Origin of the sequence: Opitutus sp. GAS368, from assembly GCF_900104925.1 — a bacterium.
In the GTDB taxonomy this organism is placed as follows: Bacteria; Verrucomicrobiota; Verrucomicrobiia; order Opitutales; family Opitutaceae; genus Lacunisphaera.
Genome location: NZ_LT629735.1, coordinates 3,367,731 through 3,382,780 on the forward strand (window position 1 = coordinate 3,367,731; position 15,050 = coordinate 3,382,780).

Annotated in this window: 11 protein-coding genes; 3 read left to right on the forward strand and 8 right to left on the reverse strand. The window is 67.1% G+C overall.

Features of this window, described 5'->3' with window-relative positions:
- Nucleotides 1–143: 143 nt before the first annotated feature.
- From BLU29_RS14330 to BLU29_RS14340, 3 genes are read left to right on the forward strand one after another with little or no spacing between them, the layout of a single operon-like run.
- Complete coding sequence (locus tag BLU29_RS14330; RefSeq protein ID WP_091059270.1) at nt 144–1,145, forward strand: NAD-dependent epimerase/dehydratase family protein; 1,002 nt, start codon at nt 144–146, stop codon at nt 1,143–1,145.
- A 34-nt stretch (nt 1,146–1,179) separates the two neighbouring features.
- The gene (locus BLU29_RS14335; protein ID WP_091059273.1) at nt 1,180–1,581 is read left to right on the forward strand and encodes a GxxExxY protein; all 402 of its coding nucleotides are present in this window, start codon (nt 1,180–1,182) and stop codon (nt 1,579–1,581) included.
- 23 nt (nt 1,582–1,604) lie between these two features.
- Nucleotides 1,605–2,711: a DegT/DnrJ/EryC1/StrS family aminotransferase gene (locus BLU29_RS14340; RefSeq protein ID WP_197677721.1), complete on the forward strand. Its 1,107-nt coding sequence runs from the start codon at nt 1,605–1,607 to the stop codon at nt 2,709–2,711.
- Nucleotides 2,712–2,970: 259 nt separating this feature from the next.
- On the opposite strand, the gene BLU29_RS14345 is transcribed toward BLU29_RS14340, so the two are convergent.
- From BLU29_RS14345 to BLU29_RS14380, 8 genes are all read right to left on the reverse strand, one after another.
- Nucleotides 2,971–3,321 (reverse strand): hypothetical protein, encoded by a 351-nt coding sequence (locus BLU29_RS14345; protein ID WP_091059276.1) that lies wholly within the window; start codon nt 3,319–3,321, stop codon nt 2,971–2,973.
- 151 nt (nt 3,322–3,472) lie between these two features.
- Nucleotides 3,473–3,973, reverse strand: a complete 501-nt coding sequence (locus BLU29_RS14350; protein ID WP_091059277.1) for a GNAT family N-acetyltransferase — start codon at nt 3,971–3,973, stop codon at nt 3,473–3,475.
- A 109-nt stretch (nt 3,974–4,082) separates the two neighbouring features.
- Nucleotides 4,083–7,259, reverse strand: a complete 3,177-nt coding sequence (locus BLU29_RS14355) for a glycoside hydrolase (RefSeq protein WP_157693894.1) — start codon at nt 7,257–7,259, stop codon at nt 4,083–4,085.
- 111 nt (nt 7,260–7,370) lie between these two features.
- Nucleotides 7,371–8,894: an adenylosuccinate synthetase gene (locus tag BLU29_RS14360; protein WP_091059282.1), complete on the reverse strand. Its 1,524-nt coding sequence runs from the start codon at nt 8,892–8,894 to the stop codon at nt 7,371–7,373.
- Nucleotides 8,895–9,032: 138 nt separating this feature from the next.
- Complete coding sequence (locus BLU29_RS14365) at nt 9,033–10,874, reverse strand: glycoside hydrolase family 2 TIM barrel-domain containing protein (RefSeq protein ID WP_231962239.1); 1,842 nt, start codon at nt 10,872–10,874, stop codon at nt 9,033–9,035.
- Nucleotides 10,871–12,142: a serine hydrolase domain-containing protein gene (locus BLU29_RS14370; RefSeq protein WP_157693895.1), complete on the reverse strand. Its 1,272-nt coding sequence runs from the start codon at nt 12,140–12,142 to the stop codon at nt 10,871–10,873. Before BLU29_RS14370 ends, BLU29_RS14365 begins: the two co-directional genes overlap by 4 nt.
- 93 nt (nt 12,143–12,235) lie before the next feature.
- On the reverse strand, nt 12,236–13,585 hold the full coding sequence (locus BLU29_RS14375) for a GH1 family beta-glucosidase (protein WP_091059287.1): 1,350 nt from the start codon (nt 13,583–13,585) through the stop codon (nt 12,236–12,238).
- An 83-nt stretch (nt 13,586–13,668) separates the two neighbouring features.
- Nucleotides 13,669–14,730: a LacI family DNA-binding transcriptional regulator gene (locus BLU29_RS14380; RefSeq protein ID WP_172830276.1), complete on the reverse strand. Its 1,062-nt coding sequence runs from the start codon at nt 14,728–14,730 to the stop codon at nt 13,669–13,671.
- Nucleotides 14,731–15,050: the final 320 nt, after the last annotated feature.

The following is a 15,050-nucleotide window of genomic DNA, read 5'->3' on the forward strand; positions in this document are numbered from 1 at the left end:
TTATCCCCGACAGGTCGCATGGAATGCCGGGCCTGAAGCCCGGCCTGCATCAAACTGGCCCGCTGCCCAAAATTCCCGCGGTTGGCGCGTGTTACTCCACTCTTGTTTCCCGGGACTTCCGCTGCAAGCGTCCTGCGCCACTGATGCAACCCCGCCCGTCATTCGCGAAGGCCTTCCGCGGCAAGCGCGTGCTCATCACCGGCGGCCTCGGGTTCATCGGCTCCAACCTGACGCGGGCGCTCGTGGCGCTCGGCGCGAAGGTCACGATCCTCGACAGCCTGATCCCCGAATACGGCGGCAACCGGCGCAATCTCCGCGGCCTCGGGCGCCAGGTGGCCATCAACCTCGCCGACGTGCGCGACCGGCACAGCCTGCCGGAATTTCTGCGCGGGCAGCATTTCCTGTTCAACCTCGCCGGGCAGACGAGTCACATGGACTCGATGACCGATCCCGAGACCGATCTCGAGATCAACTGCCGGGCCCAGCTCACGCTCCTCGAGGCCTGTCGGCGGCATAATCCCAAGCTGCGCGTCGTGTTCGCCAGCACGCGCCAGATCTACGGCCGGCCGGACTACCTGCCGGTGGACGAAAAACACCCGCTGCGGCCGGTGGACGTCAACGGCATCAACAAGCTCGCCGGCGAGGAATACCACCTCCTCTACAGCGAGGTGCATGGGATCCAAAGCACCGTCTTGCGTCTGACCAACACCATCGGCCCGCGCATGCGCGTGAAGGACGCCCGCCAGACCTTTGTCGGCATCTGGATCCGCCAGATTCTCGAGGGCCGGCCCGTCGAGGTGTGGGGCGGCGACCAGCGGCGCGATTTCACCTACGTGGACGATGCCGTCGAGGCGTTCCTGCTGGCGGCGACCCATCCCCGGGCCGTCGGCGGCGTCTTCAACCTCGGCGGCGTGGGCCGGCTCAGCCTGCGCGAGCTGGCCCGGACGCTGGTCGCCGTGGCCGGGCACGGCAGCTACCGCGTGAAGCCGTTTCCCGCCGATCGGAAGAAAATCGACATCGGCGACTATTACTCGGATTGCCGGCTCATCGGCCGGAAACTGGGCTGGAAGCCGCGCACCGGCATCCGCGAGGCGCTCGCGCAGACCGTCGCCTATTATCGCTCGGAACTGCCGCACTATCTATGAATTTGCACAGGAGCTAACGGAGGGAACGGAGAGAATGCATCCTTTGTTTCAGAAGGCTGATGGATTGACCGAACATATCATCGGTGCAGCCATTGAAGTGCACAAAGACAAAGGTCCTGGATTGATTGAATCGATTTATGAGTGGTGTCTTTTGCGCGAATTGGAATTGCGGCGGCTCACCACGGAGTCGCAAAGAGTGGTGCGGCTGAACTATAAAGGTTTCACGCGGGATGAGCCCCTAAGATTTGATGTCTTGGTCGAAGGCTGCGTTCTGGTGGAGGCCAAGGCGGCCGAGGCCGTTTTGCCAATCCACAAGGCGCAGCTTTTGAGCTACATGAAACTGCTCGATGTTCCAGTAGGATTGCTCATCAACTTCAATGTTTCGAAACTAACGGACGGTGTTTCCCGGCTCATGTTGCCTGGGGTTAATCTATAACTCCGTTCTCTCCGTTGCCTCCTGTGCAAAAAATCCTTCCCGCCGATCCAAGAGCTTCCTACCTCGCCGCCCAGGCCGGGATCGACGCCGCCATCAAGCGCGTGATGCTCAGCGGCCACTACATCCTCGGCCCCGAACTCGACGCCTTTGAGCAGGAATTCAGCGCGTGGCTTGGCACGGCCGGCACCGTCGGCGTGGCCAACGGCACCGAGGCCATCGAGCTGGCGCTGCTCGCGGCCGGCATCGGCCCCGGCGACAAGGTTGTCACCGTGGCCAACACCGTCACAGCGACGGTCTCGGCCATCGTCGCCACCGGCGCCAAGCCGGTGTTCGTGGACATCGAGGCCGACACCATGCTCATGGATCTGGCCGCCCTGGACACGATGCTCACCAAGCTGCGGGACCCGAAGATCAAGGCGGTCGTGCCGGTGCACCTCTACGGCCAGGCGGTGGACATGCCGCGGCTCATGGAACTGGCGGGGCGGCACAACCTGTTCGTCATGGAGGACTGCGCCCAGGCGCACGGGTCGCTCGTCGGCGGCAAAAAAGCCGGCGCGTGGGGCCAGCTCGCCTCGTTCAGCTTTTATCCGACCAAGAACATCGGCGCGTTCGGCGATGCCGGCGCCGTGACGGGACGCGACCTCGCGCTGCTCGAAAAAGTGCGGCTGCTGCGGCAATACGGCTGGCGCAAACGCTACGTGAGCGACCACCACGGCCGCAACAGCCGGCTCGACGAGCTCCAGGCGGCGATCCTGCGCGTGCGTCTGGCCCGCCTCGACGCCGAGAACCAGCGCCGCCATGAAATCGCCGGATTGTATCTGGCGGCCCTGCCGGAGGCACCGCTCAGGCTGCCCGTCATCGCCGCGGACCGGACGCACACCTGGCACCAGTTTGTGGTGCGGACGCCGAAGCGCGACGAACTGCAGGCGCACTTGGCGAAGAAAGACATCGTGTGCGGCGTGCTTTATCCGGTGCCGATCCACCGCCAGCCGGCGTATCACGATGCCTCGCTGTCGCTCCCGCAGACCGAGCAGGCCTGCGCCGAGGTCCTCTCGCTGCCGCTGCACCCCGGGTTGACGAACGACGATGTCGCTCGGGTCGCGCGCGAGGTGAAGGCGTTCTTCGGGTAGGGACCGTTGCCCCCAACGGCCCACGGCGGCCTGGTAGTTTAATACCAAACACCCAAAGCTTTTACACGAAGGCCGCAAAGAACGCAGAGATATTTCCCATCGCAGGATCTGCTTCGCGGTCTTGGCGACCTTGGTGTAGAGTGTAGTAGCTTGAGGCGATTGGTATAATAGACTACTAATGACGGGCAGGTAGGTTGCGGACTCCCTTCCGCGCCGCTACGGCGAAGGGGGGTCGTTGGGTTCTTCGCTTAGGCTGGCGTCAGTAGAAGGTCGTGAACAGGCAGGTCGCGCGTTGGGACGCACCCGGATTGAGGTCGTCGGATTGCCGGCCGAAAACCAGCGCCAGGCGGCCGTCCACGCTGGGTGAGAAAAAAACGACGAAGATTTCCGCCTTGGGCTCCAGATGGGTGCCGGTCGAGTTCGGCTTCAGCCGGGCCTGTTGGCCCAGCGCCCGGGCCAGCAGGTTCCGGGAGGCATCCGGGTAGGATTCGGTCTCCCGGCCCAGCACGACCGAGCCGTCCGAACGGATCTGCGCCTCCAGAATCACGTAGCCGGCATATTCCATATCGCGAATCTTGAGCCACTTTGCCGCCGTGAAGAGTTTCTCCATGTCCCCTTGCGGAAAGCGCGGATTGCCGGCCAGGGTCGGTTTGGCGGGCAGTGCAATCCGATCCGGTGAAACGCACCCGGAAATCGAGAAGAGGAGTGCCGCCAGCAACGCTCCACGTGGGACGGAACAACGCATCTTCAAGCGGGCGCTCTCAGAGGCGATGAGCGAGAAATAATTCCGCATGGAGTTTTCCGGCGACCCGCAACGCCGCCTCTTCCCGGCCGTAAATCATGAAGCCCGCGCTTTCGTAAAGGCGCAGGGCGGGACGGTTCCCTTCAACCACGGCCAGCCGGACTTGCCTCAAACCCGGCATCCGTCGGGCGGCCTCGAGGGCACGGCTGAGCAACTGGCGGCCAAGGCCGTTCCGCCTCATTTTCCGCTCCACATACATGCCGTATATCGACGCCTTGTGTCTCGCTTTCGGTTTGCCGTCGCGGATGAGCGTGACGACCCCGACCAGCTGTTCGCCAGCAAAGGCACCGAAAGCCCACTTGGTTGCCGATTGCTGCAGGCGGGCCTCGAACACGGCCAGGGGATACTTCGCTTCCTCCGCATGGGAGCTGCCAAAGGCCATCGGGCTTTGGCGCAATCCGCGCAGGCGAAGCCGGCGATAGGCTATGGCGTCCGGGGGTGAAAGGCGGCGGATATTCATGTATTGCTGGGACGATACTGTTGAGTCGTGCGCGGGCGAGCGGTTTGCGAACCTGAAACAGAGTTGGCGGGACGGAACCGGGCCCGGGAATCGCCCCGCCTTGCGGCCATCAATCGATGTCCGCTTCCTCCACCTCGTCCGGCGCGTTGGGCAGGGTGTCGGGTTTCAATTCGGGCAGGCCGGCGGCCTTGAGCCGGTGGTTGAGAGCGGGCAGCTCCCCGGCCGTCAACTTCTCCCAGCGTTCGGCGGCCTCGTTGAATTCCTCGGCGAGCTGCGCCGCGGTCGCGGTCTGCGCCTTGGTGGGCGCGGCATCGGCGGGTTCCAGCGCATTGTAGAGTTCGCCGGCCTCCCCGTGGATGCCGGTGAGCGCCGACTCCGCCTCCGCGCCGGCGGGGGCGTCGAGCTGCGCCTGCAGTTTGGCTTTCAGCGCCGCGAGTTCGGGGCCCGGGGCTCGGGGCTCCTTGGTGGTGGCCTCGATCTGCTCAAGCAGCGAATGGGCGTGCCGGATGGTCCGGGCGCTGCGGCTCATGAGCTCGGCCAGGCGGCCTTGCAGTTCGAAACGCTTTTGCCAGTCGGCCGCCGGGGTCTTGACGCGTGGATCCATTGTGACCGTGAGCGGGGCGGACCGGACCTGCGCGCCCGCCGTGAGCCTGATCGTATACTGGCCGGGCAGCGCGCCCGGTCCGCGCGGCAGACGCGGCGTGCGGTGACGGACGGCGGAGATGGGGTAGGTGTGCCGCAGCGAATCCGGTGTGGTGTAATGCAGGTCCCACACCCAGCGGTGCAGGCCGGCGCCGGCGGGCAGCGTCGGCGGCAACTGCGGCCAGTAGGACGGGATCGGGAGCTTCGGCAGGTCGGCGGCCACAACCTCGGGCTGGTCCTGGCTCGAGTAGTGCCGCACCACGTTGCCGCCGGCGTCCAGGATTTCCAGCGTGACCGGGCCCGCGGCGGGGGTGGCGAGGTAGTAATCCAGGATGGCGCCCTCTGGCGGGTTCTCCCCGGCCGGTTCGTCGGGCGGGAGCGGCGTGTCGGTGTTCAGGTTGTCGCGCACGCGGACCGCCGGGGCGGGTTTGAAAAGGGCCATCGCGGGCGGGCCGGCGGGGGCGAGTTGCCGCAGCGGCGAGAGGTCATCGAGGATCCAGAAGGCGCGCCCGTGGGTGGCCACGATCAGGTCCGGGCCGTGGATGATGATGTCCCGCATGGAGGTGTGCGGCAGGTTGAGCTGCAGTGGCTCCCAGTGGTCGCCGTCGTTGAACGACACCCACACGCCCTTCTCGGTGGCGGCGAACAGCAGGCCCGGGCGCACCGGATCCTCCCGCACGGCGTTGACCGGCGCCTGGTCGAGGCCGGCGGTGATCAGCTGCCAGGTTTTGCCGCTGTCATGGGTGCGGTAGACGTAGGGCGCCAGGTCATCAATGCGGAAGCGGCTGACGGAAACATACGCCGAGGCCGCGTCGAAATGGGATGCGTCAATCTGGGTGACCTTGCTCCACGGCGTGAGGGCGGGCGGCGTGACTTCGTTCCACTTTTTGCCGCTGTCGGTGGTCAGCCACACGAGGCCGTCGTCGGTGCCGGCCCAGATGATCGGCAAACTTTTGGGCGAGGGCGCGAGCGCGTAGATGACACCGCGTTGCTTTTCCGCGGCCGCGGCGTCCTTCGCCGGCAGCGTGCCGAGATTGGCGGGGATGCCGGCGTGCGGCCGGCCGAGGTCCGGGCTGATCTCCTGCCACGAGTGCCCGCCGTCGGTGGTCTTGAACAAAATGTTCGTGCCGTAATAGAGCACATGCGGGTCGACCGGGGAGAACATCAGCGGCATCGTCCGCACCGCGCGATATTTCGGCGAAGCCTGCGGCACGGGTGAGACCATTTCCACCTGGCCGGTGTCCCAATGAAACTTCGAGACCTCAAGCCGGCCGGCGCCGTAGACGAGGTTCGGGTCGAGAGGGTCGGGGGCGACATAGCCGTATTCGCTGGCACCGACGGGATGCCAGTCGCGGAAGGTGATGGCGCCGTCGTTGCCGCGGCTCGCGATGCCGACCGAGCCGCTCTCCTGCTGGCCGCTGTAGACGCGGTAGGGAAAAACGTTGTCCGCCGCCACATGGTAGAGCTGGGCGGTCGGCTGGTTATACCAGGAGCTCCAGGTGCGCCCGCCGTTGACGGTGACGACCGCTCCCTGGTCGGAAACGAGCAGCATGATCTCGGGGTGCTGGGGATTGATCCAGAAATTCTGGTAGTCGTCGCCGCCGGGCGCGCCTTTCAGCGCCGACCAGGTCTTCGCGCCGTCGGTGGAACGCCAGGCGACCACGGTGGCGGTATAGACGATGTCGGGGTTCACGGGGTCGACGCGGATCAGCGGCATGTCGCCGCCGCCGATGGGGAGTCCGGGCCGGGTATCGGTGGTGGCTGGATGCCAGTTTTCCCCCGCGTCGTCGGAGCGGTAGATTCCAGAGCTGCCCGGTGTGCTGACGGTGGCATAGATGCGACGTGAATCAGCCGGGGCCACCGCGAGGTAAACTTGGCTGACGTCAGCCGGCAGACCGGCGGTGAGTTTGCGCCAGGTCTGACCGGCGTCGGTGGACTTGAAGAGGCCGCCCTTCACGCCCTTGTAGTTGTTGTGTTCGTCCCACGGGCCGAGCCGCGATTCCCAGAGCGTGGCATACATCACGTCGGGATTCGCCGGGTCGAAGCAGACGTCCCAGCCGCCGGTATCCGCATCGACGTAGAGTGACTTTTCCCAGGTGGCGCCACCGTCCGTCGAGCGGTAGATGCCGCGCTCGGCGTTGGCGCCGTAGGGATGGCCGAGCACGGCGGCAAAAAGCCGGTCGGGGTTGCGCGGGTCGATGGCGAGGGTGGGGATCTGCTGGCCGTCGCGCAGGCCGAGGTGCGTCCAGGTCGCGCCGGCGTCGGCGGAGCGGTAGATGCCGTCGCCGACCGAGAGGTCCGGCCGGCGCAGGCCCTCGCCGCTGGCGACGTAGACGATGTTCGGATTCGACGGCGCGACGGCGATGGCGCCGATGGACTGCGTCGGCTGCGCGTCGAAGATCGGGTTCCACGTCTGGCCGAAGTCGTCGGTCTTCCAGACGCCGCCGTTCACCTGGCCCATGTAGAACACGTTCGGCCGGCCCGGGACCCCGGCGGCGGCGCGGGTGCGCCCGCCGCGGAACGGCCCGATATTGCGCCAGTGGAGCTCGTGCCAGAGATCGGGCGTGAGCGGCTGGGCGGCGGCCCCGGCCAGCAACGCGGCGAGCAAGATTGCGACTCCCGTTCCGGCCGTGGTGATTCTCATGTGCCGCCATCTTGCCGCTGTTCCACCGGGCCTCAAGCTCCGGCTGACCGTGCGGCCTGGGCGACACTGATGTCGCACGGTAAGTGCGGGCGCTTGAGGGCAGGCGCGTCCCTACCGCAAGGCGATCAGCTCGGCCGTCGGCGGGACGTCCTTGATGATCTGCGAGGGCAGCGGGCCGACGCCGAGGTAGCGGAGATTGGGCAGGGCGGCGGGCAACTTCCCGGGGTAGGCGACCTCCACCAGCGAGCGCACCATCGCGGCGGTGTAGCGTTGGGCGTTTTTTGGCAGGTCGGCGAATTTGCGCACACCGGTGAGATCCTCGGTCCAGCCGGGATGCTTCGAGTAGACGGGTTGCAGCGCGCGGCGGACGGCCTCGTTGCGCGGCACGTGGCCGTAGCGGCGGCCGTTGTCGTCCTCGTAGGCGGTGCAGATGAGCAGCTCGGCGGCCCCGGTGAGGGCGTCGATTTTGTTGATCATCAGGTCCTGGAAGCCGCCGTAGCGGAGCGCGTCGCCCTTTTCCACGGCGTCATACCAGCCGACCATGCGCTGGCGGCCGGTGACGGTGCCGAACTCGATGGTCTTCAGTTTCTGGCAGATCGGCAGCGCCTCGTCCATCTGCGTGACGAAGGTGTGCGTGCCGACCTTGGTATCGTAGGCCTTGGCGACCGCGAAGGTGTGGATGGCCTGCACCGGGATGCCGGCGCTCTCGAAGAACTCGGGCGTGAAGGTGTGCGAGGCCGTGACGTTCGGCGAGTAGCCGTGGCGTTTGTCGAGCCAGTAGGCCTGGCCGAACTCGCCGACGATGGAGCGGCCGGCGGCGAGTTCGCGCAGCACCAGTTCGCGCACCTCGCCGATGTTCTGCTTCAGCTGCTGGCCGGCGTCCCAGTAGACCTGGGTCAACTTTGCGACATCGAGGGTGAACGGCGCCGGGCCCTTGAACTGGCCGAGGTCGAACTCCGCCTTCGTGAACAGGCCGAGCTCGATCGCCTCGGCGTTGGCCTTCTGCTCGGCGAGGGTGAGCTTCTCGAAAAACGCGTCCCAGGCCCTGGGGCTCACCTGGCAGACGTGCTGGATGGTGCGCAACGCGCGGTCGGCGCGGGCGGCGAGCTTGCGGGCGAAGAAGTTCGGGCCGCCGAGGAAGTCGGCGAAGGTGATCTGCCACTGGCCGGTCTCGTCCTGGTAGGCCGGGGTGATGCCGCGGCCGGTGGAGCCGCGCGGCTCCTCCTGGAGGACGTTGACGCGATAGTCCTCCCAGGCGAGGTCGAGCAGGCGGTGGGAGAGGTCGGAGACCATGGCGCGTTCGTCGACGACGAGGCGGGAGAAGATGGCGTAGCCCTTCTGCTCAAGCGGGCGGCCCTCCCAGAGGACCTTGCGCGGGTCGGCGACGACCCCGGCGCCGATGGCGAGGTGGGGGACGGCCTTCTCGACGACGCCGGCGGGCAGGAGGTTCAGCTTGATGCCGCCCGCGGTGTGGCCCGAGTTGGAGCCGCCGTTGACCTTGAAGACCACCGTGACGGCGGCCGGGGTGGCGCTCAGCTCCTCGATGACCTCGGGGATGAGGCGGCCCTTGCCCTCGTCACCGAAGGAGATGCCGACATCGGCGATGAGCTGGCTGGAGAATGGGAGGAGGGACATCGGAAAGGCAGAGGTCAGTGGACAGAGGTCAGACCGGCAACTGCAAATTGAGTCACAAGCGGGCCGAGGCGGGTAGGGCGAGTCGTCCCGACGAGCCGCGTGCAGCAACGGCTCATCCGGAGGATTCGCCCTACCCGCTTATTTCCCCGCGGCGGCCTGCTGTCCGTAGAAATCCCTCAGGACCGAGAAGGCCTCCTTCTTGACGCCCCCGGAGCTGATGAGGCCCTTGCGGTTCCAGCCGTCCTGGATGCCCGGCAACGGCCGGCGGGGCGAGCGGAAGTCGCACAGGATCCACGGCGTGGCGCCGCGCCATTGCGGGATTTTCCCGAGCATGGCGAGGGTCTGCCGGTAGAGATCGGCCTGGTATTCCTCGCTGAAGCGGGTGAGCCGGTCGCCGTGCAGGCCCTGCTTGGCGTCGGCGCCAAATTCGCTGATCATGACCGGCTTGTTGTAGCCGAGCGACCAGGTGATCTGCGGCAGCTTGTCGGGCAGGCCGTCATACCAGCCGATGTATTGGTTGAAGCTGAGCAGGTCGGTGAACGCGCCGAGCGGATCATCGACGACGCGGCGGTTCGCATCGGCGGGATCGCCGTGCACCTCCATCGCGGCCGAGACCAGCCGGGTGCCGTCGAGGGTGCGGGCGGTGTCGATCAGCGCCTTGAGAAAACGCGTGCGGGGCTCGCTGACCGGCGTCTCGTTGGCGACCGACCACACGATGACGCTCGCGCGGTTGCGGTCGCGGGTGATCAGGTCGGTGAGCTGCGCCTGCGCGTTTTGCAGGGTCGCCGGATTTTCCCACTGGATCGTCCAGTAGACGGGGATCTCCTCCCACAGCATCAGGCCGAGTTCGTCGGCGACCCGGGCCATGTGCTCGTTGTGGGGGTAATGGGCGAGGCGGACGAAGTTGCAGTTCAGCTCCTTGGCCCAGCCCAGCAGCAGGCGGGCGTCCGCCTCGGAATAGGCGCGGCGGCCCTGGAGCGGGTTTTCCTCATGCAGGCAGATGCCGCGCAGGAAGACGGGCCGGCCGTTGAGCCGGATGTCGGTGCCGCGGACGTCGATCGTGCGGAAGCCGATCCGGTCGGTGATGCGGTCGGCCGGCGTGGTGAGGCTGACCTCGTAGAGCCGCGGCTTTTCCGGTGACCAGAGTTCGAGCGCCGGGGCGGCGACATCGAAGCGGGCGGCGCCCGTGTCGTCGGTGTCCGCCTCCGCCGTCAGTTGGGCGCCGGCGATCGCGAGGGTGACATGCTGGCGCCGCTGGGCGCCGTCGAGCTGCACCGAAGCCTCGATCCGGCCCGGCGCGCCCGGCTTGAGCTGCACGTGGTAGTCGCGCACGAAGGTCGCCGGTGTTTCCACCAGCCGTACGTCGCGGGTGAGGCCGCCGTAGTTCCACCAGTCGGTGTTCACCGTCGGCACGGCGTCGGCGTGGCGGGAGTTGTCCACGCGGACGACGAGCGAGTTGCCCGCCGCCGTGACGAGGCCCGTGACCTCGAACTCGAACGGGGTGAAGCCGCCGATGTGCCGGCCGAGTTTTTTCCCGTTCAGGTAGACGTCGGCCTGGTAATTGGCCGCGCCGAAATAGAGGAAGAGGCGGTGGTCCGCGGCGGCGGGCCGGTAGTCGAAGCGCCGGCGATACCAGACGGATCCCTCGTAGTAGAACAGGCGCTCGTCCTGGGAATTCCAGTCGCCCGGGACGTTCAGCACGGGGCTCCGGTCGAAATCATACTCCAGCAGCTCGGACTTGTCCGCCGGCTGCCGGTCGAGAAAGTAGCCGCCGGTCGGTTTGGCGGCCGCGTCGAACGGCTCGCGCCGGTAGTCGTAGTAGCCGGTTTCGTAGGGATCGACGATGACGTGCCACGGGCCGTTCAGGTCGAGGCCGGGGCGGGCGGAGGCATGGAGCAACGCGGGGGCCGCCGCCAGCCGGGCGGCCGGGAGGCAGAGCAGGAAAAAAACGGCCAGGACGGCGGACGGGCGGGGTTTCACGGGGCGCGGGTTTTGAGGATTGATTGGTAGAAGGCCGTGCTGAAGCGGGGGAAGAGGCCGTGTTCGTCGTAGGGAAAATGCTGGGCGAAAACCATCGCGACGGTGCCTTCCTGCGGGTCGATGTTGCAGTAGGTCGTGGCGGCGCCGGTCCAGCCGAAGCGGCCGGCCGAGCCGGGCGAATCGCTGCCGCCGCCGGCCCCCCACACGCCGACGCCGAGGCCGTAGGTGCCGGCCGGGCCCATGAAGAGGGTGGGCGTCTTGATCTGCGTGAGATGATCCGTCGTCATGAACGCGACGGTTTTCGGCGAAAGGATGCGGACACCGCCGAGTTCACCGCGGTTGAGCAGCATCTGGGCGAAGCGCGCGAAATCGTCGATGGTGGAGACGAGCCCGCCGCTGCCGCTGGGGAAGACCGTGCGCTCGCCCGTGGCGGCCAGCACGATGGTGCCGGGCGCGGTGGGTTCGAGGTGTCCGTCGGCGGCATGACGGTGGACCTTGGCGAGCCGGCTGCGCTTTTCCGGCGGCACGACGAAGGACGTGTCGGGCATGCCGAGCGGGGCGAATACGCGCTCGCGCATGGCGGTCTCGAGCGGCTGGCCGGTGAGTTTCTCGATGAGGTAGCCGAGCACGTCGTAACTGGCGCCGTAAAGGAAAGCGTCGCCCGGCTGGTGATGGAGGGGGATTTTGGCCAGCGCCTGGGCGAACTCCGGCATCGTGGCGATGCCGAACAGGTCGGCCTTCTCATAGGAGGGTTTCAGCAGCGGTGCGGCGTTCCAGTCGTAGGCGAAGCCTGCGGTGTGCGTCAGCAGGTGGCGGATGGTGATGGGGCGGGCGTCCACCAGCTCGGGGTTTTCGGCGGTGCCGCCGGTGATCACCTTCATGGACTTGAACTCGGGCAGGTAGGTGGCGACGGGGTCGTCGAGGTTGAACCGGCCCTCCTCCCACAGCGTCAGCGTGGTGACCGCGATCGTCATCTTGGTGAGCGAGAAAATATAAAAGAGCGTGTCGCGCTCCATCGGGAGCTTTTTCGCCGTGTCGCGCCAGCCGTAGGCGCGGGCGTCGACGATCCGGCCGTCGCGGGCGATGAGCGTGATGGCGCCGGCGTATTTGCCGTCGTCCACATAGCCCTGCACGAGCCGGTGCACGCGTTCGAGGCGTTCCGGGGAGAAACCCGCGGCGGCGGCATCGCCGGCGGGGAGCGGCGCGGCGGGCAGGCGGCCGGCGAGGGTGGCAATCAGGAGCGGAGCGGCGAGCAGGTGAAGTCTCATGAGGGGCAGTTTGGTCGGCATGTAGGAGCCTGCTGGCAGGCGATTCAGGACGTGATCCGTCGGCCCGGCTTCAAATCGCCTGCCAGCAGGCTCCTACAAAATACGGTTGGCGGCGATGACGGCGGCATACCACCCGGCGCTGAGCTTGGGGGTGCGGCGCTGGGTCTTGAAATTGTTGTGCACGATGCCGAAGCGGCGGCGGTAGCCGTCGGCCCACTCGAAGTTGTCGATGAACGACCACAGGAAATAGCCGCGCACCGGCGCGCCGTCGGCCATGGCGCGGTGCAGCTCGCGCAGGTAGCTGCGGAGGAACTCGACGCGGTGCAGGTCGAGGCACTCGCCGCGGACCACGGCGTCGTCGTTGTAGCCGCAGCCGTTCTCGGTGATGTAGATGTTTTTCTCGCCGTAGACCTCGGCGGCCAGCCGGGGCGTCCAGTAGAGGGCGCGGGGCGCGAGGTTGAGCCATGGGCTGTCGGCGCGGGGATAGCTGGCGCTCGGGGCGACCACCTCGGGCCGGCCGCGGGCGCCGCGGCGCACGAAGGTGCCGCTGTAGATGTTGAGGCCGAGGAAATCCGTCCGCTGGCTGATCAGCGCGAAGTCGCCGCGCGCCACCGTGGGGCGGTCCCGGCCGCAGCGGCGCAGGTAGGCCGGGGCGTAGTGTCCGCGGTAGATCGGGTCGAGCACCGGCTGGTTGGCCTCGATGAACCAGGCGCGCGCCGCCGCGATGTCGGCCGCCGATTCCGCGACCGGGATGACCGTCTCGCAATTGTCCGTCAGGCCCACGCGGGCGCCGCGGCCGCCGTGCGCGCGCACGGCGCGGACACCGTGGCCGTGGCAGACCAGGGCGTGGTGCATCGTCTGGTTGACCGTGCGGGCGCTCTCGCGGCCACCAGGCGCCTTGGTGCCCTCGCCGTAGGCATGCACGGTGAAGCAGCGGATTTCATTCAGCGTGATCCAGTTTTTGACGCGGTCGCCGTAGGCCCGGACGATGGTGTCGGCGTAGGTGGCGAACGCCTCGGGCACGACCCGCGCGCGCCAGCCGCCGCGGTCCTCCAGCGCCTGCGGCAGATCCCAGTGGAACATCGTCACCCAGGGCGTGATGCCGTGCTGGAGCAACGAATCGATCAGGCGGTGATAAAAATCCACGCCGCGCCGGTTCACGGCCCCGTCCCCGTGCGGGAAAATCCTCGGCCACGCCAGCGAGAGGCGGTAGTGTTTGATGCCGAGCCGGCGCATCAGCGCGAAGTCCTGCGCATAGCGGTGGTAATGGTCGCACGCGACATCGAGGGTGTCGCCGTCGGCCACGGCGCCGGGCCGGCGCGCGAAGCGGTCCCAGACCGACTCGCCCTTGCCTCCGGTGAAGGCCGCGCCCTCGATCTGGGGCGCGGCGGTGGCCGTGCCCCAGGTGAAGTTGCGGGGGAACTGGAAGGGAGCGCGGGACATGTGGTTTGAGGTGGGGCGGATCATCCTTGATCCGCCGTGGAAGGGGTTGTGGGGCGATCGCGGCTCATCGGGGACGACTCGCCCTACCTGCTGGCGGCCGCGCGCGGCGGGGCGATGGTCTCGCCCTCCACCAGCTGCGCCTCGACGAGGATCTTGCGGCGGGGCGAGGCGGGATGCGCCATGCGGTTGACGAGGCGGGTGAGGGCGGAGGAGCCGATGTGCTCGTGCGGGACGCGCATCGAGGTGGCGCGGCGCAGGCCGGCGGGCGGCTCGAGGCCGTCGAAGCCGGTGACGGAGCAATCCTCGGGCACGCGGATGCCGCGCGCGGACAGGTCCTGCATCAGCGGGTAGGCCTGGTGGTCGGCGGCGCAGACCCACGCGGTCACGCGGTCGTCCTGGCACAGCCGGGCGACCGTCGCGCTCACTTCCGGCGGCTGCAGGCGCGGCGAGTTCTTGTGGACGTTGACGACCCACTCGGGGCGGAACTCCAGGCCCTGGTAGAACAGCGCCTCGACGTAGCCGCTGAAGCGCCGCGCGACCCAGTGGCCGCCGACGGGGTAGGTCCAGGAGGCGAACCCGATGCGCCGGTGGCCGGCGGCCGAGAGGCGCAGCACCAGGTCGAGAACCGCCGGCGCGTCGTCGGTGTCGATGATGTCGATGCCGGGCTCGTTGTAGCTCTCGAGCACGGAGACGGTCGAGATGCGGCTGGCGATCAGCGCCACGGCGGGCTCGGGGAAGGGGTGGACGAGGATCGCGCCGCGCCAGTCGTTGGCGCGGATCTGCCGCATCAACGACTGCTGGCCGTCGGCGGTGGCGATGTCCGCGGGCGGCTGGTAGGACACGTCCACGGTCACGCGCTCGATCTCGGCGCGGTCGCGGATGCCTTTCAGGATGTGCGGATAGGTGACCATCGTATTTTCGCCGCGCGGGATGCCGATGACGACGCCGATGGTGAACGTGCGGGATTTTTTCCCGCGCCGCGCCGCGCGTCCCGGGCTCTGCTTGTAGCCGAGCTTCGCCGCCATTTCCTGCACGAGCCGGCGCGTTTCCGCACTGATCGCCGGGTGGTTCGCCAGGCTGCGCGAGACCGTGGCGCGCGACAGGTTCAGGCGCTGTGCGATGAGTTGCTGGTTGACCGTCGGCATGGGGGCGGGGGATGCCGGATCCGTCTGGTGCGGGGGCACCGGATGCAGCGTGGGAAGGCAATCATGAGGCTGAAAGGCTATGCAACAAAATAAACAACTAAGGATACAAAATATCCGATAATGGTGCATTGATGTCATATAAACATAACATGACAAACAGTATACATTCTTAAACGAGCCCCTAAAAACCATGCAACCGGGTGTGCACATATAATTTGACTGTTATGCACCCGATTCCCTTTGATTGGTTCGTGGCCGGCGAAATCCGGACATACCCCGTCAAACCCCTTTCCCCGAGAACGTCAGACTGCGGACCGGTT

Excerpts from the sequence above, each read along its gene's own strand:
- BLU29_RS14345 (WP_091059276.1), bottom strand. The coding sequence starts at position 3,321 with ATGGAGAAACTCTTCACGGCGGCAAAGTGGCTCAAGATTCGCGATATG.
- BLU29_RS14330 (WP_091059270.1), top strand. The coding sequence starts at position 144 with ATGCAACCCCGCCCGTCATTCGCGAAGGCCTTCCGCGGCAAGCGCGTG.
- BLU29_RS14380 (WP_172830276.1), bottom strand. The coding sequence starts at position 14,730 with ATGCCGACGGTCAACCAGCAACTCATCGCACAGCGCCTGAACCTGTCG.
- BLU29_RS14355 (WP_157693894.1), bottom strand. The coding sequence starts at position 7,259 with ATGAGAATCACCACGGCCGGAACGGGAGTCGCAATCTTGCTCGCCGCG.
- BLU29_RS14335 (WP_091059273.1), top strand. The coding sequence starts at position 1,180 with ATGCATCCTTTGTTTCAGAAGGCTGATGGATTGACCGAACATATCATC.
- BLU29_RS14350 (WP_091059277.1), bottom strand. The coding sequence starts at position 3,973 with ATGAATATCCGCCGCCTTTCACCCCCGGACGCCATAGCCTATCGCCGG.
- BLU29_RS14375 (WP_091059287.1), bottom strand. The coding sequence starts at position 13,585 with ATGTCCCGCGCTCCCTTCCAGTTCCCCCGCAACTTCACCTGGGGCACG.
- BLU29_RS14370 (WP_157693895.1), bottom strand. The coding sequence starts at position 12,142 with ATGAGACTTCACCTGCTCGCCGCTCCGCTCCTGATTGCCACCCTCGCC.
- BLU29_RS14360 (WP_091059282.1), bottom strand. The coding sequence starts at position 8,894 with ATGTCCCTCCTCCCATTCTCCAGCCAGCTCATCGCCGATGTCGGCATC.